This window comes from Rhizobium sp. RU35A, assembly GCF_900156005.1.
GTDB classification, from domain to species: Bacteria; Pseudomonadota; Alphaproteobacteria; order Rhizobiales; family Rhizobiaceae; genus Neorhizobium; species Neorhizobium straminoryzae.
This window is the reverse complement of the sequence record NZ_FTMR01000002.1, coordinates 267,329-285,079: the sequence shown is the minus strand read 5'-3', so window position 1 is coordinate 285,079 and position 17,751 is coordinate 267,329. Positions and strand designations below refer to the sequence as shown.

At 63.4% G+C, this 17,751-nt stretch carries 19 protein-coding genes; 9 read left to right on the top strand and 10 right to left on the bottom strand.

Features of this window, described 5'->3' with window-relative positions; all coding sequences use genetic code 11:
- Positions 1-54 precede the first annotated feature (54 nt).
- The 5 genes from F3H95_RS05950 to F3H95_RS05930 form a co-directional block, all read right to left on the bottom strand.
- The gene (locus F3H95_RS05950; protein WP_149745265.1) at positions 55-603 is read right to left on the bottom strand and encodes a sarcosine oxidase subunit gamma; all 549 of its coding nucleotides are present in this window, start codon (positions 601-603) and stop codon (positions 55-57) included.
- Positions 596-3,553 (bottom strand): sarcosine oxidase subunit alpha, encoded by a 2,958-nt coding sequence (locus F3H95_RS05945; RefSeq protein ID WP_149745264.1) that lies wholly within the window; start codon positions 3,551-3,553, stop codon positions 596-598. Before F3H95_RS05945 ends, F3H95_RS05950 begins: the two co-directional genes overlap by 8 nt.
- Positions 3,550-3,876 (bottom strand): sarcosine oxidase subunit delta, encoded by a 327-nt coding sequence (locus tag F3H95_RS05940; RefSeq protein ID WP_149745263.1) that lies wholly within the window; start codon positions 3,874-3,876, stop codon positions 3,550-3,552. Before F3H95_RS05940 ends, F3H95_RS05945 begins: the two co-directional genes overlap by 4 nt.
- Positions 3,877-3,889: 13 nt before the next feature.
- Entirely contained in the window at positions 3,890-5,143 is a 1,254-nt protein-coding gene (locus tag F3H95_RS05935) for a sarcosine oxidase subunit beta family protein (protein ID WP_143124713.1), read from the bottom strand.
- 148 nt (positions 5,144-5,291) lie between these two features.
- Positions 5,292-6,272, bottom strand: a complete 981-nt coding sequence (locus F3H95_RS05930; protein WP_149745262.1) for a zinc-binding dehydrogenase — start codon at positions 6,270-6,272, stop codon at positions 5,292-5,294.
- A 308-nt stretch (positions 6,273-6,580) separates the two neighbouring features.
- Between F3H95_RS05930 and rpsU the strand changes: the two genes are divergently transcribed.
- The 3 genes from rpsU (at position 6,581) to F3H95_RS05915 (ending at position 8,415) form a co-directional block, all read left to right on the top strand.
- Complete coding sequence (rpsU, locus tag F3H95_RS05925) at positions 6,581-6,808, top strand: 30S ribosomal protein S21 (RefSeq protein ID WP_003508541.1); 228 nt, start codon at positions 6,581-6,583, stop codon at positions 6,806-6,808.
- Between the two features lie 192 nt (positions 6,809-7,000).
- A complete protein-coding gene (locus tag F3H95_RS05920; protein ID WP_244617930.1) occupies positions 7,001-7,828 on the top strand; it encodes a tetratricopeptide repeat protein in 828 nt (275 codons plus the stop codon).
- Positions 7,829-7,911: 83 nt separating this feature from the next.
- A complete protein-coding gene (locus F3H95_RS05915; RefSeq protein ID WP_188134302.1) occupies positions 7,912-8,415 on the top strand; it encodes a DUF992 domain-containing protein in 504 nt (167 codons plus the stop codon).
- A 92-nt stretch (positions 8,416-8,507) separates the two neighbouring features.
- Here F3H95_RS05915 and F3H95_RS05910 read toward each other — a convergent pair whose 3' ends face one another.
- Positions 8,508-8,732, bottom strand: a complete 225-nt coding sequence (locus tag F3H95_RS05910) for an aa3-type cytochrome c oxidase subunit IV (protein ID WP_143124717.1) — start codon at positions 8,730-8,732, stop codon at positions 8,508-8,510.
- 312 nt (positions 8,733-9,044) lie between these two features.
- Here F3H95_RS05910 and F3H95_RS05905 point away from each other — a divergent pair, with 312 nt between their 5' ends.
- The gene (locus tag F3H95_RS05905) at positions 9,045-9,584 is read left to right on the top strand and encodes a TRAP transporter small permease subunit (RefSeq protein ID WP_149745603.1); all 540 of its coding nucleotides are present in this window, start codon (positions 9,045-9,047) and stop codon (positions 9,582-9,584) included.
- 21 nt (positions 9,585-9,605) lie between these two features.
- Positions 9,606-11,063 (top strand): TRAP transporter large permease subunit, encoded by a 1,458-nt coding sequence (locus F3H95_RS05900; protein ID WP_143124718.1) that lies wholly within the window; start codon positions 9,606-9,608, stop codon positions 11,061-11,063.
- A 189-nt stretch (positions 11,064-11,252) separates the two neighbouring features.
- On the opposite strand, the gene F3H95_RS05895 is transcribed toward F3H95_RS05900, so the two are convergent.
- A complete protein-coding gene (locus F3H95_RS05895; protein ID WP_143124719.1) occupies positions 11,253-12,359 on the bottom strand; it encodes a TRAP transporter substrate-binding protein in 1,107 nt (368 codons plus the stop codon).
- Between the two features lie 305 nt (positions 12,360-12,664).
- Between F3H95_RS05895 and F3H95_RS05890 the strand changes: the two genes are divergently transcribed.
- Positions 12,665-13,417: a gamma-glutamyl-gamma-aminobutyrate hydrolase family protein gene (locus tag F3H95_RS05890; RefSeq protein WP_149745260.1), complete on the top strand. Its 753-nt coding sequence runs from the start codon at positions 12,665-12,667 to the stop codon at positions 13,415-13,417.
- A 3-nt stretch (positions 13,418-13,420) separates the two neighbouring features.
- Here F3H95_RS05890 and F3H95_RS05885 read toward each other — a convergent pair whose 3' ends face one another.
- From F3H95_RS05885 to F3H95_RS05875, 3 genes are all read right to left on the bottom strand, one after another.
- On the bottom strand, positions 13,421-14,383 hold the full coding sequence (locus F3H95_RS05885) for a 2-hydroxyacid dehydrogenase (protein WP_149745259.1): 963 nt from the start codon (positions 14,381-14,383) through the stop codon (positions 13,421-13,423).
- A gap of 17 nt (positions 14,384-14,400) precedes the next feature.
- Positions 14,401-15,423 (bottom strand): LacI family DNA-binding transcriptional regulator, encoded by a 1,023-nt coding sequence (locus F3H95_RS05880; RefSeq protein WP_143124722.1) that lies wholly within the window; start codon positions 15,421-15,423, stop codon positions 14,401-14,403.
- Positions 15,424-15,537: 114 nt separating this feature from the next.
- Positions 15,538-16,050 carry a MarR family transcriptional regulator gene (locus F3H95_RS05875; protein ID WP_149745258.1) on the bottom strand — a complete coding sequence of 171 codons (513 nt, stop codon included), beginning with the start codon at positions 16,048-16,050 and terminating at the stop codon, positions 15,538-15,540.
- 88 nt (positions 16,051-16,138) lie between these two features.
- Here F3H95_RS05875 and F3H95_RS05870 point away from each other — a divergent pair, with 88 nt between their 5' ends.
- The 3 genes from F3H95_RS05870 to F3H95_RS05860 all read left to right on the top strand — a co-directional run bounded on the left by F3H95_RS05870 (position 16,139) and on the right by F3H95_RS05860 (position 17,653).
- Positions 16,139-16,930: a creatininase family protein gene (locus F3H95_RS05870; RefSeq protein ID WP_149745257.1), complete on the top strand. Its 792-nt coding sequence runs from the start codon at positions 16,139-16,141 to the stop codon at positions 16,928-16,930.
- A 133-nt stretch (positions 16,931-17,063) separates the two neighbouring features.
- The gene (locus F3H95_RS05865) at positions 17,064-17,258 is read left to right on the top strand and encodes a hypothetical protein (protein ID WP_244617901.1); all 195 of its coding nucleotides are present in this window, start codon (positions 17,064-17,066) and stop codon (positions 17,256-17,258) included.
- Entirely contained in the window at positions 17,255-17,653 is a 399-nt protein-coding gene (locus F3H95_RS05860) for a type II toxin-antitoxin system VapC family toxin (RefSeq protein ID WP_149745256.1), read from the top strand. The genes F3H95_RS05865 and F3H95_RS05860 overlap by 4 nt, the downstream gene beginning before the upstream one ends.
- The last annotated feature ends 98 nt before the right edge of the window (positions 17,654-17,751 follow it).

The following is a 17,751-nucleotide window of genomic DNA, read 5'->3' as shown; positions in this document are numbered from 1 at the left end:
CCGGCCGTTCCCGGCGGGCGCCCCTGATGGCATTGCGCAGACGAGGACCGCGCCTCAGATCTCCGCGTCCGTCGCCGCTTCGGCCAGAAGGCCGAAGGCATAGTCTGAAAACGAGCGCCAGCATTCCAGCCGGAAGGCATCCGGGCCTGTGCGCAGCAGAACCACCTCGATCTTGCCGAACAGGGTGCGGGCGCAGGCGCCGACCGGAAAGGCCTTCAGCGAGAGGTCAAGCGGGCAGCCGGCATTCAGCGCCTGGGAAGCCCCGGGACCCGACACCAGGATCGCCGTGTTGCGGTGGGAGACGTCGGTGGCCGAGTGCACGGCCCCGGAGGCGGCTGTCGCCTGCATCAGGCCGCCATCGCCGTCATCGATCACCAGCCATTCATCCGGGCCGAGCCAGAGAGCCGTGCGGCCGCCGCCCGTGGCCGAGGTTTTGGGCGCGGTCGGCAGAGACAACCCGAGCGCAGCGGACAAAGCCTCGACAGCATCGGGGCGGGCGCGCAGAGAAATGCGGGCCGCCGGACGAGCCGGCTGCAGCTGCACCGCAGGCGATCCGCCATAAGCGCCGGCAAGCGGCAAGGTGCGGGTGGCAAGCTCAGCCATGGATGCGGCCTCCTTCCTTGTCGAAGAACACCATGTCGGTCACTTCGACGGCAATCGTCTTGTCCTTCATCGGCACGTAGAGCGTCTCGCCCATCCGCGCCCGGCCATTGGCAACAAGGCCGATGGCAATCGAACGGCCGAGATTTTCCGACCAGTAGGCGGAGGTCACGTGACCGAGCATGGTCATCGGCTTCACCTGGTTGGGGTTCTCCACGATCTGGCCGCCCTCTTCCAGCACCTCGGCCGGATCCCTGGTGAGAAGGCCGACCAGTTGCTTGCGGCCCTCGCGCATCAGGTCCGGGCGTTTGAGGCCGCGAATGCCGACGAAATCCGGCTTCTTCTTCGAGACGGCCCAGCCATAGCCCGCATCATCAGGCGTCACCGTGCCGTCCGTATCCTGGCCGACGATGATGTAGCCCTTTTCCGCGCGCAGCACGTGCATGGTTTCCGTGCCATAGAGGCAGCCTCCCATGGCCTCGGTCCTGCTCCAGATCGCCTTCCAGACGACAGCACCGTAGTCGGCGGGCACGTTGACTTCGAAGCCGAGTTCGCCGGTAAAGGAGACGCGGAACAGACGGGCCGGAACGCCCATCACGGTGCATTCCGCCACGCTCATGTGCGGGAAGGCCTCGTTGGAAAGATCGAGCCCTTCCACCAGCGGTGCAATGATCTCACGCGCCTTGGGACCCTGTACGGCAATCACCGACCACTGTTCGGTGGTGGAGGTGAGCCAGACCTTGAGATCGGGGAATTCCGTCTGGAGATAATCCTCCATGTGGTGCAGCACGCGCGGTGCACCGCCCGTCGTCGTCGTCACATGGAAGCGGTCTTCCGAGAGCCGCCCGACGACGCCATCGTCATAGACGAAACCGTCCTCGCGGGTCATGATGCCGTAGCGGCATTTGCCGGGTTTCAGATTGTCCCAGGCATTGGTGTACATCAGGTTCAGGAATTTTGCCGCATCCGGACCGACCACCTCGATCTTGCCGAGCGTGGAGGCATCGAACACGCCGGCCACCGTGCGCGCCGTGCGGCACTCGCGATTGACGGCCTGATGCATGTCCTCGCCGCGCTTCGGAAAATACCAGGCACGCTTCCAGTTGCCGACATCCTCGAATTCGGCGCCGGCTTTGACCAGCTCGGCATGCAGCGGCGTCTTGCGGGCGGGGTCGAAAAGCGCCCCCCGCGAATGGGCGATCAGCGTGCCGTAGGTGACGGGCGTGTAGGGCGCGCGGAAGGTGGTGAGGCCGACCTTGGGGATCTCCTTGCCAAGCATTTCGGCGGCAATCGCCAGACCGTGCATGTTGGAGAGCTTGCCCTGGTCAGACGCCATGCCATTCGTCGTGAAGCGCTTGATGTGCTCGATCGAATGCATGCCTTCGCGCACGGCAAGGCGGATGTCCTTGGCCGTCACGTCGTGCTGGAAATCGACGAAGGCCTTGACGACCTTGTCCTTTCCGGCCCCTTCGGCGGCACCGATCATGCCGCCCGTCCAGGCAAAGGGAACCTCGCCCGAAAGGCTGAGCGCACCCCCGCCCGCTGCCGCGGCGTCGGAGAGCAGCGTGTTCAAATCATCCGTGCCGTTGCAGGCGCCGACAGAGACGCAATCCTGCACATGCACATCCGGCAGGAAGCGTTCGGTCGCCGCGTCGAACTTCAGCTTGCCGCGCGACTGCGAGAAGAGATGCACCGAGGGCGTCCAGCCGCCGGACATCAGCAGCGCATCCACCGGGATCTTGCGGTTGTTGCTGGAACCGTTGCGCGCCACCGTCATCGAGGAGATGCGCAAATGCCCCGCCGTATCGATGACCGAATAGCCGGTCAGCACCTCGATGCCGAGGCTGCGGGCGGCAGAGACCACCGCTTCGCCCGGCTTGGCGCGGCAATCGACGATGGTCACCACATCCACGCCGGCCCGCTTCAGGTCGATCGCTGCCTCGTAGGCGGAATCATGGGCGGTGTAGACACCGACCTTAGAGCCGACGGCAACGCCATAGTGATTGAGATAGAGCCGCGCGGCGGAGGCGAGCAGGATGCCGGGGCGATCATTGTTGGCAAATACCATGTGGCGCTCGATGGCGCCGGTGGCAAGCACCACCTTCCTGGCGCGCACCTGCCACAGCCGCTCGCGCGGCAGCGCCGCATCCGGGCTGGCGAGGTGATCCGTGACCCGCTCCACAAGACCGAGGAAATTATGGTTGTAATAGCCGAACACGGTGGTGCGGGTCAGCACCCGCACATTCGGCATGGCCGTCAACTGCCGGAGCACATCCTGCGCCCAGTCATAGCCCGGCTTGCCGTCGATCGTGACGGCGGTATCGAACAGCAGCGCGCCGCCGACCTCCGCCCGCTCGTCGACGAGGATGACGTCGGCGCCGGTTTGGGCAGCAGACAACGCGGCCGTGAGGCCGGCCGCCCCGCCACCCGCCACCAGCACGTCGCAATGGGCAAACCGGTTGGCGTAGTGATCGGGATCCGCTTCCTTCGGCGCAACACCGAGACCGGCGGCCCGACGAATGATCGGCTCGTAGAGTTTTGCCCAGGCCTCGCGCGGCCACATGAAGGTCTTGTAGTAGAAGCCGGCCGGGAAGAAGGCGGACAACAGGTTGTTGAAGCCGCCGATATCGAAGGACAGGAAGGGCCAGCGGTTCTGCGAGCGAATGATCGCACCGTCGAACACCTCCTGCACGCTGGCGCGCACGTTCGGCTGCCGGCGGGCGGCATCGCGGGAAACGTCGAGCAGCGCATTCGGCTCCTCCGGGCCAGCGGTCAGAATGCCACGGGGACGGTGATACTTGAACGAGCGGCCCATCAGGTGCACGCCATTGGCAAGCAGCGCGGAGGCAACCGTATCGCCTTCCAGCGCAGTGTAGATCTTGCCGTCGAAGGTGAAGCGGGCGGTGCGGGCCGGCGTCAGGCGTCCGGCACCCTTGATACGATGGGTGGTCATGCGACACCTCCTTCAACGGCCGGCGCGGCCGCAGGCTCGGAGCCGGGCACAGGTTGACGCGGCAGCCCGGCCTTGTAGCTCAGCAGGAACTTGTCGCTGACGGTATCGCGGATCGCGTTGAAGAAGCGGCCGCAGCCATGGATGTGACGCCAGCGCTCCCAGGCAATGCCCTTGGTGTTGTCACGCATGAAGAAATACTCGGCGAATTCCTCGTCGGAGATCGCCGAAATGGTGTCCGGGCGCGCAATATGCGCCTCGCCGGCCCAGCGGAACTCCAGTTCGGAGCGGTCCTCGCCACAATAGGGGCAGTGGATCAGAAGCATCGTGGTCCCCTCGTCAGTGCGCGACGGCGGCGGCGGCCGCTTCGTCGATCAGGCGGCCGGTGCGGAAGCGGTCGAGCGTCAGGCCGGCAGCCAGCGGATGCGGCTCGCCGCGGGCGATCAGGTGGGCGAACAGATTGGCCGAGCCGGGTGTCGCCTTGAAACCGCCGGTGCCCCAGCCGCAATTGACGAAGAGGTTCGGCACGGGTGTCACGCTCTGGATGGCGGAGCGATCCGGCGTGTTGTCGGTGATGCCGCCCCACTGGCGCATCATCTTGACGCGGCGGAAGATCGGGAACAGCTCGCAGATCGCATCCAGCGTGTGGGTGATGATCTGCAGGCCCCCGGTCTGGGAATAGGAGTGATACTGGTCGGTGCCGGCGCCGATGACAAGTTCGCCCTTGTCCGACTGCGAGATATAGGCATGCACCGTGTTGGACATCACCACGCAGGGAAAAATCGGCTTCAGCGGCTCGGAGACGAGCGCCTGCAGCGGATTGCTGGTCAGCGGCACGCGCACGCCGGCCATCTGCATGACGACGGAGGAGTGGCCTGCAGCGGAGACGCCGATCTTCTTCGCGCCAATGAAACCGCGACTGGTTTCGACGCCCGTGACTTCGCCACTCGGCCCGCGGCGGATGCCGGTCACCTCGCAATTCTGGATGATGTGCACACCGCGATCGGAGGCCGCGCGGGCATAGCCCCAGGCCACCGCATCGTGACGGGCCGTGCCGCCACGCTTCTGCAGCGCAGCACCGTTGATCGGGTAGCGGGCGGTCTTGGAAATGTCGAGCGGCGGACAGAAGGCCTTTGCCTGCTCCGGCGTCAACCATTCATTGTCGATGCCATAGAGCCGGTTGGCATTGATGTGCCGCTTGAAGCTCTGCATGTCATGGGTATTGTGCGACAGCATCATCACGCCGCGCGGCGAATACATGACGTTGTAGTTGAGATCCTGGCTGAGGCCTTCCCACAGCTTGAGGGAATGCTCGTAGATGTCCATGCTCTCTTCATAGAGATAGTTGGACCGGATGATCGTGGTGTTGCGGCCGGTATTGCCGCCGCCAAGCCAGCCGCGCTCGATCACCGCGATATTGGTGATGCCGTGCTCCTTGGCGAGATAATAGGCGGCGCCGAGACCATGTCCGCCCCCGCCGATGATGATCACATCGTAGGAGGAACGCGGTTCGGGGGAGACCCAGTGCGGCTCCCATCCCTTGTGGCTGCGCATGGCCTCTTTGACCAGCGCGAAGACCGAATATTTGCGCATATGTGCCTATAGCTCCGTCGAACCCAAGCCCGTGGGTAGAGCCATACTGATCGCAAATCAACCGGCGTCGCAATGGCTGCTTTGCGACGCATTCAAACCCTTGTTTCGACACGCGGCACCTTTCCACCGCGCGTCACGCAATCCTCCCTCAGCCGGCGAGGCGAACGAGGACCTTGCCCTTGCGGCCGCTCTCGGCGGCAGCCCGCATGGCCTGCGCCGCATCGGCGATCCCAAACACGGCATCGGTCTGCAGCCTCATCTGGCCGCTTGCCGCGCGGGCCACCAGTTCGCCCACCAGCCGGCGCATCTCCTCCGGCGGCATGGTCTCCATCATCTTGCCGAGCCAGAAACCCTTGACCACCGCCTGCTTGAAGATCATCTCGCCGGCGGAGATCTGCATCGGCTGACCGGACATGGCGCCGAACGCGACCAGTTGCCCATGCTCACCCAGCACGGAAAGCAGATCGCCGGACGCCGTGCCGCCGACGCCATCGACCGCCACCGCAATCGGTGCGCCGCCGGTCAGCGCCGAGACCTCCTTCTTCCAATCCCCCGCTGTGACCACGACATTGCCGATGCCAAGCGCCTCCAGTTCGGCCACCGCCTCCGCCCGCCGCACGAGATTGACGACATGCACGCCGCGCACCTTTGCAAGCTGTGCCAGCACCTTGGCTACCGCACCGGTTGCCGCGTTCTGGACCAGCCAGCTGCCCGGCTGGATTCCGGTGAATTCGAGAAGCGTCAATGCGCTCAGCGGCATGGCGATCAGTTGCGCCGCCGTTTCGTCATCGACCGTATCCGGCAGCGGCACCAGCGAGGCGGCACGCGCCACGACCTCTTGCGCCCAGGCGCCCTTCAGGCCGCTCACCGCCACGCGCTGGCCGGGCGCAATGCCGGAGACGCCCTCACCCAACTGGTCGATGACTCCGTATCCCTCGCTGCCGCCGACGGCGGGCAGCGGCGGCTTGTATCCGTAATTGCCGGCAATGGTGATGAGATCGTGATTGTGGATCGGCGACAGATGCATGCGCAGCCTGACCTCGCCGGGTCCGGGCTCCGGGCGCTGAGACTCGGCAAGTGTCAGCACCTCCTCCGGCTTGCCGAAACGGGAATAGGACAGGACACGCATGACAGGCTCCTTGAGACTCGGGGTTTCCGTGTGCCTGAAACATGGGGAAGACTGCGCAAAAAGCCAATGGAAAAGCGGCACTACCGGGGGTCGGCGACAACGCAGAAAGCCCGGTTTGCAAGGCTTCCGGCGGTTTTCGAAGAATTTCGACAGCCCCGCTTTCAGCCCGCTGGACTTCACCAAAACCTTCTGTTATGTGCCTTCTCCAATTGCACGGCTGTTGGCCGCGCTTAACCCCCTATTGTTTCGTTCTGGACTGGACAGTTCCGGGGCGGTCAACTCGAAAAAACCAAAGGATCGGGATTCACGTGCAGGTACTTGTCCGCGACAATAACGTCGATCAGGCTCTCCGCGCTCTCAAGAAGAAGATGCAGCGCGAAGGCATTTTCCGTGAAATGAAGATGCGCGACTACTACGAGAAGCCGTCTCAGAAGCGCGCCCGCGAAAAGGCTGAAGCCGTTCGTCGCGTTCGCAAGCTGGCCCGCAAGCGCGCACAGCGCGAAGGCCTGGTTGCAGGTCCCCGCGCCGGTCGCTAATTGGCCGTCTTTTCGACGTTTTTTCGTGCTTTCAAGGCGGGGGCGAAACATTTCGCCACCGCTTTTTTGATTTCCCGGATCTGACATTCCGCTGATTGACACGAGGATCTGCGCCTGATGGCCGTCAAGACCACAGCCCTTTCGCCTGCCGCCCGCTTTTCGTCCATGCCCGTCGGCCGCACCAGGCAGATCATGTCCCTGCGATCGGGTGTCGCACTCCTGCTGGCCGGCCTGGCACTGACCGGCTGCCAGACGCAGAGCACCGACGTCATCCGGCTTGATCGCGCGCAGGGCTCCGAGCAGAATATCGCCTCGCTGTCGTCGGTCATCAATTCCAATCCGCAGGATCCGGAAGGTTACAACGTGCGCGGCACCGCCTATGGCCGTGCCGGCGAATTCCGCAAGGCCGTGGACGATTTCAACCGGGCCCTCCAGCTGAACCCGCGTCTCTATCAGGCCTATGCCAACCGCGCTCTGGTCTATCGCAACATGGGCAAGCCGGCGGATGCGGTGAACGACTACAATGCGGCGCTGCAGATCAACCCGAACTATGACGTGGCGCTGATCGGGCGCGGCAACATCTATCGCCAGGCCGGTCGCATCAACGAGGCCTTCAGCGACTTCAACCGGGCGATCCAGCTGGAAACCACCGATGGTCGCGCCTGGCATAATCGCGGCCTGATCTACCAGATCCGCGGACAGCACAATCAGGCGATCGAGGACTTCTCCAAGGCGATCTCGCTGTCCCCCTCCTCGCCGGAACCGTATAACGGCCGCGGCGTTTCCTACCTCGCGCTGAACGACGACGAGAATGCGTTCGCGGACTTCAACCACGCCATCGACCTCGACGAAAAGCGGGCGGAATCCTGGGCCAACCAGGCGCTCGTCTATGAACGTCGCGGTGATATGGTGAAGGCCTTCAAGTCCTATAACCACGCCGCCCGCCTCGATCCCAACTACAAGCCCGCACAGGATGGCGTGGCCCGCACCCGTTCTGCATCCGGCAACAGCGGCGCCTGACCCGGCAAAACAGGCTCGATCGGAACTCGCAGGCCTCTGCTGCGTTCGCTCTCCAACCAAGGGAGAGATCGATGCCGGGTTGCATGACGCCGAGACTTCTCACTGTTGCCGCCCTCTGCGGCGGCCTGTCGGCTCTCGTCGCGCAGGCTCAGACCGAGGCACAGACGGAGGACGAGAGCCGCATCGCGGTCGGAACGCTTGTCTGCACCTCGCCGGATCCGGAGGCGCAGGCCTTCGACGCGAAGACACCGCTGATGTGCAATTACAGCCCGACCGGCAGCAATGACCGACAGAGCTATACCGCAAGGCTGAGCCGCAGCAGCATGAAGGGCACGGCGCCGGATCATTCCGTGATGAGCTGGTCGGTTCTGGCAAGAAGCGGCACCGGCGTTGCCGGCCTGTCGCTGGCCGGCACCTATCGCAAGCCAAGCGCGGAGATGCTGCCACAAATGCCTGATGCCAGGGGAACCGGCCTGATCGGCGGCGCACAGGGCGCTTTCATCCTGCAGCCGCTCAATGCACAGGGAACAGCCGGCACCGATCTCGAACCCGCCGTCGATCAATTGATTCTCGAACCGGCCCTCTGATGGCTACAGGCTGTGCGACAGACAACGCCTCGGCAGGGCAGAAGCCCTCGCCATCATCGGCGCGTGGACGCGGAACGCCGGAGTCCGCGCAATCAGCGCAGCAGATAGAAGCCGGCGGCGTTCAGGATGATGAAGAGAAGCAGGCCGCCCAGCAGGCCACCGCCCGCAAAGAAGCCGGCGGCCATGGCTACCATCAGCACGACGACCATCATGGTGCCCCACTTGGCCCCGGCCAGAAACAGGGAATAGGTCTTTTCGTGCTCCCGGTAATCCATGGGTGCACCCGTTTCGACCGGTCCGCTGTGATGATGGTCCATCAATAACTCTCCCCTGAGGGTCGCTGGCCGGCGTGGCGCCGCCTGTGACCGTATTCCTGCCTCTCTACTAGATCTACACAAACTGGCCGAAAAGCGCAATGCAGCCGGCTGTTGCAGGGCCGCGGAGAAGAGCGCGGCATCCTGCCGCTCGTCGTTCCAAAAACGGTAAGCCGGGTTCCATTGCTGCGCGCGAGCCGGCAAGGCGCGCAACGAATGACAAAAGCTTCGGGCCACGACGTTCGTAGCGTTGCGTGAGAGGGCATTTTCGCCTTAGAGAAGATACAAGAACAAGAAAGCGTGGGGGAGTGCATGTTGAGCAGTCTGCTTGCGGTCAGCCGTGGGATCGACCGTGTCAGTGAAGCCGTCGGCAAATTTTCGGGATATCTGGTTCTGGCCTGCTGCCTTGTCAGCGCCGGCAATGCCATGATCCGCTATGCGTTCAACTACAGTTCGAACGCATGGCTTGAAATCCAGTGGTACATGTTCGGTTTCGTGGTGCTGATGGGTGCCTCGCATACCCTGCGCTGCAACGAGCATGTGCGCGTGGACCTTGTCTACGGCGCCTTGTCGGAGCGCAAGCGGCTGTGGGTGGATGTCATCGGCATCCTCGTCTTCCTTCTGCCGGCCTGCCTCTATCTCGCCTGGCTGTCCTGGCCCGTCTTCGTGCTTTCCGTGAGGGAAATGGAAATCTCCTCGAATGCGGGCGGCCTGATCCGCTGGCCGATCAAGCTGGTGATCTTTGCGGGTTTCGCGCTGCTCGCCCTGCAGGGCATCTCCGAACTCATCAAGCGCATTGCCGGCCTGATGGGCATCATCGATATCGACACGAAATACGAAAAGCCGCTGCAGTAAAGCGATCCGGGGGGATACGGCATGTTTGATTTTGGCATCATCCCGCCGGCGATGTTCGTCGGCATGATTATTTTCATGCTCTACGGCTTTCCGGTGGCGTTTTCGCTGGCGGCCGTTGGCCTGTTCTTCGGTCTGATCGGCGTGGTCACCGGTCATTTCGAGCAGGCCTTCCTGCAGGCGCTGCCGCTGCGCATCTTCGGCATCGTCTCGAACGATCTGCTTCTGGCGATTCCCTTCTTCACCTTCATGGGCGCGATCCTCGAACGCTGCGGCCTTGCGGAAGATCTGCTTGAGGGCACCGGAAAACTGTTCGGCTCGATCCCGGGCGGCCTTGCCTATGCGGTCATCCTCGTCGGTGCCGTGCTGGGCGCCATCACCGGAACGGTGGCAGCCTCGGTCATCACCATGGGCGTGATCTCCCTGCCGATCATGCTGAAATACGGCTACAATCCGCGCCTTGCCACGGGCGTCATCGCCGCCTCCGGTACCATCACGCAGGTCATTCCGCCTTCGCTCGTGCTGATCGTGCTGGCTGACCAGCTCGGCCGCTCCGTCGGCGACATGTATCTCGGGGCAATCGGCCCCTCGATCCTGCAGATCGCGATCTTCCTGCTGTTCATCCTGGCCATGTCGATCATCCGGCCGAAGGATCTGCCCGCCCTGCCGCCGGAAGCGCGCGGCGAGCTGAACATGGCCCTCGTCTGGCGCGTGCTTGCCGGCATGGTGCCGTCCATCGTGCTGATCTTTCTGGTGCTCGGCACGATCTTCATGGGCCTTGCCACACCGACGGAAGCCGGTGCGCTCGGCGTCGTCGGTGCCATGGCGCTCGCGGCCATGCACCGGCGCCTCAGCTGGGATCTGGTGAAGCAGGGCATGCATTCCACCATGCACATCACCGCCATGGTGGTGTTCATCCTGGTCGGCGCCACCTGCTTCAGCCTCGTCTTCCAGGGCATGAACGGCGGCCTGTGGATCGAGCACATGCTCTCCCACGTGCCGGGCGGCGCCGTCGGCTTCCTGATCTTCGTCAACTGCTTCATCTTCGTGCTGGCCTTCTTCCTCGATTTCTTCGAGATCGCCTTCATCGTCATCCCGATGCTGGCGCCGGTCGCCCAATCGCTCGGTATCGACCTGATCTGGTTCGGCGTGCTGATCTGCATCAACATGCAGACAAGCTTCATGCACCCGCCCTTCGGTTTCGCGCTGTTCTACCTGCGCTCGATTGCGCCCCGCAGCGTCAAGACGACGGATATCTACATGGGCGCGATCCCATGGCTGTGCATGCAGCTGATCCTCGTTGCCATCGTCATCTTCTGGCCGGAGACGGTCACCTACTGGCTGGACCATACGCCGAAGGTCGATCCCAGCACGGTCAAGATCGAAGTGCCGCTGTTCGGCGCACCGGGCGGCGGAAACCAGATGCCCAATTTCGGCCTGCCACCGATGAATCTCGGCGAGCCACCGAAGATCAATCCCTGAGGTTGAACGGAAAACGCGCAACCTGCTTTTCCGGAGAGATCCAAAGGTTGATGCTTCACTCTTTCGGCCGAAGGCGTTGACCGCCTTCGGCCGAAACGCATTCTGTCGTTCTCAAGCACAGCTCGGACGAAAAAGCCTCCGGAACCCGAGGGCTCCGGAGGCTTTCGTTTGGTCCAGGGCTGCGGACGCTCAGAGTTTGCCGCTGCGCTGCTGAATCATCATGAAGGTATCGTAGGTATATTCCGACAGCTGGTTCCAGAGATAGCCTTCGCGCTTGTAGGCCACCTGATCCTCATAGATCTTCTTGAACCACTCGTTCTTGGCGCTGATATCGGCATAGACCTCCATCGCTGCCTTGAAGCAGGCTTCGAGGATTTCCTGGCTGAACGGGCGAAGCACGGTGCCCTGGCCGACCAGTTCCTTGATGGCGATCGGGTTCTTGGTGTCGTATTTCGCCATCATGTTGGTGTTGGCGTAGGCGCAGGCATCCTCGATGATCGTCTGGTAGGCCTTCGGCAGGGCCTCGAACTTCTGCTTGTTGACGAAAGCATGGATGACCGGGCCGCCTTCCCAGAAGGCCGGATAGTAATAATACTTGGCAACCTTGTAGAAGCCGAGCTTCTGGTCGTCATAGGGACCGACCCATTCGGCCGCATCGATGGTGCCCTTCTCGAGCGAGGGATAGATGTCGCCGCCGGCGATCTGCTGCGGCACGACGCCGAGCTTTTCCACCACGCGGCCGGCAAGGCCGGCAATGCGCATCTTGACGCCCTTGAAGTCATCGACCGTGTTGATTTCCTTGCGGAACCAGCCGCCCATCTGCACGCCGGTATTGCCGGCGATGAAGCCCTGCAGGCCATGGGTCGCGTAGAATTCGTTGAGCAGCTTGTTGCCATTGCCCTGATAGAACCAGCCATTGGTCAGGCGGGCGTTCGGGCCGAAGGGAATGGCGGTGCCGATTGCGAAGGTCGGATCCTTGCCAACATAGTAGTAGGAGCAGGTGTGGCACATTTCCACCGTGCCGGCCGAAACGGCGTCAGCCGCCTGCAGGCCGGGAATGATTTCGCCGGCGGCGAAGGTCTGGATGGTGAAGTTGCCGTCCGTTGCGGCCGCAACCCGCTTGGCGATGTCCTCCGCGCCGCCGAAGATCGTGTCCAGCGATTTCGGGAAAGACGAGGTCAGACGCCAGCTGATCTTCGGCATGGACTGGGCAATGGCCGGAGCCGCGAGCGTGGTGGCAGCAGCGGCGCCCGCACCCGTAACAGCCGCCTTCTTGAAAAATGAACGACGATCCATGAATAAAACCCTCCCGTTGTTTCAAGCCGCAGCAGTCCCGTTCCCCTATGCGCGGCCATGTCTGAAGTAACCATGCCGCCAGACGCCACGCAAGAAGCGCGCTAATATTCCTGCGTCGCAAATCCGGCGTTTGGCCGATACTTTCGTCTAATAAGCCTTTGACGACCGAAAGATGCGGCCCTGATCTGCACACTCGTCCGACCCGTGCATCCGGCGCGACCGCCGAGCCGCCCGCCGCCATGCCGGGTCTTGACTTGACCCCGGCCTCGGATCAAGAACGCGGCGCTCAATGTGGAGACGCCCGCATGCCTGCCCCCATCATCGCCATCCCCGCCGACATTCGCCATCTCGACAAGGCCGACTGGCACGCCGCGCAGACGCAATATGTCAATGCCGCGGTGAAGGTGGCGAAGGTCATCCCCCTGATCGTGCCCGCCCTTGAGGACGGGCATGATCTCGACGCGGTTCTCGACCGGGTGGACGGGGTGCTCATCTCCGGTTCGGCCAGCAATGTGCATCCCTCGCTCTATGGCAAGGTCGCGACCGAGGCGGACGGGCCCTTCGATCCGGCCCGCGATGCGACCAGCCTGCCGCTGATCCGCAAGGCGATCGAGCGCGGCATTCCGCTGCTGGCCATCTGCCGTGGCCTGCAGGAACTGAACGTTGCGCTGGGCGGCACGCTGGCCAGCGAAATCCAGGAACAACCCGGCATCTGGGATCATCGCAAGCCGCCGGTGGACAGCCGCGACGAGATGTATGCGATCCGACAGCCGGTCTTCGTGCAGGAGGGCTCCTGCATTGCCCGCCATCTCGGCCTTGCCGGCGAAGTGCAGGTGAATTCGCTGCACCGGCAGGCGATTGCCGGGACGGCGCCCCGCCTGCAGGTGGAGGCAACCGCCGCGGACGGCACCATCGAGGCCGTGTCCGTCATCGATGCAAAAGGCTTTGCGGTCGGCGTGCAATGGCATCCCGAATACTGGGCGGAGACGGATTCACCGTCCCGCGCCCTGTTCGAAGCCTTCGGCGAGGCTGTGCGGGCCTATGCGGCCCGCCGCTGAGGCTCAGCCCTTCACCGGCGTTTCGGCAACCGGCGTCACCACCTTGCCGTCCCTGAACCAGCCGATCAGATTGTCCACCACCAGATCGGCCATGTCGTTGCGCGTCGGCACCGAGGCCGAGGCGACATGCGGCAGCAGCGAGGCATTCGGCAGATCGAGCAGGCCGGCCGGCACCTTCGGCTCGTGATAGAAGACATCGAGGCCGGCGGCGGCAATCGTGCCGGCCTTCAGCGCCGCCTCCAGGTCCGCCTCGTCCACGCTCGTGCCGCGGCCGACATTGATGAAGACGCCGTTCGGCCCAAGCGCCTGCAGGACGTCCGCATTGATGATCTTGTGCGTTTCGGGCGTCGCCGGAACGATGGAGATCAGCGTATCGACCGAGCGCGCCAGGTCCAGCAGCGAGGCCGCATAGGTGTACGGCACGCCCTCGCGCGGGGTGCGGGTGTGATAGCTGATCTTCACCTTGAACGGCTCCAGCCGCCTGGCGATCTCCAGCCCGATGCGGCCAAGCCCGAGCAGGCCGACATGGCGATTCTTCAGCGACAAGGGCGTCAGCGGGAAAGGACCTTCCTTTTCCCAGCGCCCCTCGCGCAGCCAGGTTTCGGCCACGGGAAGCCGGCGCACGGTGTTCAGCAGCAGGCCGATCGTTGTATCCGCCACCTCGTCGTTCAGGACATCAGGCGTGTTGGTAACGAGGACGCCCTTCGACCCGGCATAGGCCGCGTCAACCCCATCGTAGCCGACGCCGAAATTCGAGATCACCTCGAGGGCCGGCAACTGGTCGATCCAGGCGGCCGGCATGCGGTTCAGCGTAGCGGCGCCACGGATACGGCTCTTCTGCTCGTCGGACAGGTCCATTTCCGCACCGGCGCTGGTCTGGATGACGTCGAAGGCGGCCTGAAGGCGCTCCAGCGCGCGCGGATGCATGCGGCCCGGAACGAGCACGGTGATCTTGGTATCGGTCATCTGTCTATCCTGTCGTGTCAGGCGCGGGGATGGCAGGGTCCGGTGGACTGCCGGATGCGCATTTCGGGCTTGATGAGGTGCATGCCATCGGGCTCGTGGCTGCCTGCCAATCTATCCAGAAGTGCGCGCGCGGCAAGACGTCCGACCTCCGTCTGGCCGTTCCAGACGGTGGTGAGCGCCGGAGTGGCGATGGAGGCCTCCTCCAGATCGTCATAGCCCGTCACCGAAATGTCGCGGCCCGGCTGCAGGCCGGCGCGCGCAATGCCGTTCATCAGGCCGATGGCGACCAGATCGTTCCAGCAGACGGCGGCCGTCGGCTTTTGCGGCAGGGAGAGGAAGTTGACCGCCGCCTCGAAGCCGCCCTGCTTGGAGCGCGGCCCGGGAATGCGCAGGTTCGGATCCACCTCGATGCCGGCCTTGCGCAGCGCGTTGACATAGCCCTGGTAGCGGTCACGGCCGGTCGATGTCTGGTCCGTGCCGCCGATCATGGCAATCGTGCGATGGCCGAGCCCGATCAGATGGTTGGTGGCAAGCGATATGCCGTAGGAATCATCGCCGCGATAGGTCGGCAGATCGACGCCATCCATGGAGCGGGCCACCAGGATGGCCGGCATGCCATTGGCTTCCGCAAGCTTCACATCCTCCATCGGCGTGCCGATGGCCGGCGACATGATCACGCCATCGCCGCCCAGTTGCAGCAGCGTCTCGATGAAGGTGCGCTGCTTCTCCACCGAGTCATAGTGATTGGACAGGATGAAGGTGTGGCGGCTGCGGTCCAGCTCGCTTTCGATCGCCTTCAGGATTTCGCCGTAGAAGGGGTTCATGATGTCATGCACGACAACGCCAATGATGCCCGAACGCGAGGTTCTGAGACTGGCGGCGCGGCGGTTGTAGATATAGCCGAGCGTACGCGCCTGTTCCTTGATCTTTTCGCGCGTATCGACCGCCACCAGGGGGCTGTCACGCAGGGCGAGCGAAATGGTTGCCGTCGAAAGCCCGAGACTTTCGGCGATCGTGGAAAGCTTGACCTTTTGAGCCACGTCCCCTCCCTGGTGGATCCGTCCTGCCGTTCTTAAATTTTATTTAAACAGTTTAATCGAGGGAGGCAATCCCGCGTCACAATTGCGTCACGATTTAAAGAACGCACGATTGACTCACTCCTCCTCCGGCTCCGGCGCCTCCACGCCGTGCAGATTGCGATCGAGCGCCTTCAGGAGCTTCAGCAGCGTGCGCACCTCTTTCTCGGAAAAGCCCTGCAGAGCCAGCTGGCTGCTGTCATCGATCGCCCGGTGAATGCGCTCCACGCTCTGGCGGCCCGTCTCCGTCAGATGCACCTTGATCAGCCGTCCGTCGCCGCCATCCGGCTTTCGCTCCACAAAGCCCTGCGCCTCCATGCGACCGACGGTGCGCGTCATGGTCGGGGCCTTCACGCCAAGGCGCTGGGCGAGTTGCCCCGGTGTCAGCCCCGGATCCTGCGACAGCTGAAGAATGACGCCGTCCTGCCCGGCATAGAGCCCGCCATCGGCGAGATTGCGCGACAGTGCCGTGCGCAGCGAACGGGCCGCCTGCGTCAGCGCGGGTGCGAGGTCGCCAACGGAAACGCTACCCTTTTTCTTGGCGCCCTTTTCCTTCTTCTCGTCCTTCTTGTCGCCCTTCTTCTTGCTCATTCGCTCCGCCCGGGTTTTCCGCCATGCCCGGGACCGCTATATGCAATCCCGATGCCCATCCATAGCGAATGCAGGACATGACCGCCAGATGCCGTTGCCCCAGCCCCGCTTCGACGACAATGACCGCCGGCTGACGCCGAACGACCGCGCCGACTGGATCGCGGTTCTGCCGCTTGGCGCGCATGAGCAGCATGGGCCACACCTGCCCTTCGAAACCGACAGCCTGATCGCCGCCGGGTTGGTCAACCGGCTGATCGCGGCCAAGCCGCAGGACCTGCCGGCGACCTTCCTGCCGGTGGAGCGGATCGGCTATTCCATCGAGCACATGGATGTGGCGGGCACCCGCACGCTCACCTTCGCGCAGGCCGTCAACCGCTGGCTGGCGATTGCCGAAGGGCTTTCGGAGCTTGGCATCCGCAAGCTGGTGATGCTGAACGCCCATGGCGGCAATGCGCCGCTGATGACGATCGTGGCAACCGAGGCGCGGGTGCGCTTCGACATGCTGGCGGTTGCCACCAGCTGGACCCGCTTCGGACAGCCGGAAGGCTGGATCGCGCCGCAAGACAAGGCAATCGACATTCATGGCGGCGACATCGAGACGTCGGTGATGCTGGCGCTCTGGCCGGAGCGGGTGGATATGTCGAAAGCCGCCGCCTTCTCGTCGCGCCAGTCGGACTTTGCTCAAAACTTCAAGCATCTGCGCGCCTATGGCCCGCATGCCTTCGGCTGGAAGATGGCCGATCTCAACCCGCTCGGCGTCGCCGGCAACGCATCCGCCGCCACCGCCGAACGCGGCGAGATGCTGGTCGCGCATGCGGTGACCGGCATTCTGGAACTGCTGGACGACGTGCATCGGTTCGATGTTGCAACACTGACGTGAGATTGCGAAGATCGGCAGAACAGCCTATCTTTCGCTTGGAACGGAGGATTGCGACATGCAGATATCCGTGAAAGATGCGCAGTAAAACCTAGCCGAACTGCTTGACCGCGCAGAAAACGGCGAGGACGTGTTGTTGACGCGCGAGGGCCGCGTTGTCGCGCGGATCGTCGCGACAGATATGGCCTCGCGGCCAATGCTGGCGCCGGAGGCACAGCCCACGCTCCGGGACATTCAGGCACGCGTACGCCAAAAACTCGATCCGTTCCCGGAGACATCCGCTGCGCGCAGCCAGGATTTTCTCTACGATGAAAACGGCCTTCCCCGGTGATCGTCGTCGATACGTCCGCACTCATCGCCATCCTGAAAACAGAGGATCAAGCAGCGGCTTGCGAGGCGGCCTTGAACCGGGCCACCACATGTCTCATCTCGGCGGCAACGCTGACGGAGGCCTTGATCGTGTCTGCACGACGGAGGTTTGACGCAGAAATGAAGGAGCTTCTGTCTCTGTTCAGCCCTGAGGTCATCGACGTTACGACGGCGCGCGCCGAACAGGCCGCAGACGCCTATCGCCGGTTCGGCAAAAACTTTCATCCCGCCAGCCTCAACTTCGGCGATTGCTTCGCCTATGCGACCGCCAGGGAATTCGGCTGCCCGCTCCTCCATATCGGCGAGGACTTTGCCAAGACCGATCTCGTCTCCGCCCTGTCAGTCGCCCAGCCGTGATCTTATAACATACAATTGCCCTTTGAACTGCTGCGGCGTTGGCCTTATATGATCGCCAACCGCTGCCGCTCCATTCGTCGAGCGCACCCACTCCCGGA

Coding starts and splice junctions, on each gene's coding strand:
- F3H95_RS05950 (WP_149745265.1), bottom strand. CDS start 603: ATGGCTGAGCTTGCCACCCGCACCTTGCCGCTTGCCGGCGCTTATGGC.
- F3H95_RS05945 (WP_149745264.1), bottom strand. CDS start 3,553: ATGACCACCCATCGTATCAAGGGTGCCGGACGCCTGACGCCGGCCCGC.
- F3H95_RS05940 (WP_149745263.1), bottom strand. CDS start 3,876: ATGCTTCTGATCCACTGCCCCTATTGTGGCGAGGACCGCTCCGAACTG.
- F3H95_RS05935 (WP_143124713.1), bottom strand. CDS start 5,143: ATGCGCAAATATTCGGTCTTCGCGCTGGTCAAAGAGGCCATGCGCAGC.
- F3H95_RS05930 (WP_149745262.1), bottom strand. CDS start 6,272: ATGCGTGTCCTGTCCTATTCCCGTTTCGGCAAGCCGGAGGAGGTGCTG.
- F3H95_RS05920 (WP_244617930.1), top strand. CDS start 7,001: ATGTCCCTGCGATCGGGTGTCGCACTCCTGCTGGCCGGCCTGGCACTG.
- F3H95_RS05915 (WP_188134302.1), top strand. CDS start 7,912: ATGACGCCGAGACTTCTCACTGTTGCCGCCCTCTGCGGCGGCCTGTCG.
- F3H95_RS05910 (WP_143124717.1), bottom strand. CDS start 8,732: ATGGACCATCATCACAGCGGACCGGTCGAAACGGGTGCACCCATGGAT.
- F3H95_RS05900 (WP_143124718.1), top strand. CDS start 9,606: ATGTTTGATTTTGGCATCATCCCGCCGGCGATGTTCGTCGGCATGATT.
- F3H95_RS05895 (WP_143124719.1), bottom strand. CDS start 12,359: ATGGATCGTCGTTCATTTTTCAAGAAGGCGGCTGTTACGGGTGCGGGC.
- F3H95_RS05890 (WP_149745260.1), top strand. CDS start 12,665: ATGCCTGCCCCCATCATCGCCATCCCCGCCGACATTCGCCATCTCGAC.
- F3H95_RS05885 (WP_149745259.1), bottom strand. CDS start 14,383: ATGACCGATACCAAGATCACCGTGCTCGTTCCGGGCCGCATGCATCCG.
- F3H95_RS05875 (WP_149745258.1), bottom strand. CDS start 16,050: ATGAGCAAGAAGAAGGGCGACAAGAAGGACGAGAAGAAGGAAAAGGGC.
- F3H95_RS05870 (WP_149745257.1), top strand. CDS start 16,139: ATGCCGTTGCCCCAGCCCCGCTTCGACGACAATGACCGCCGGCTGACG.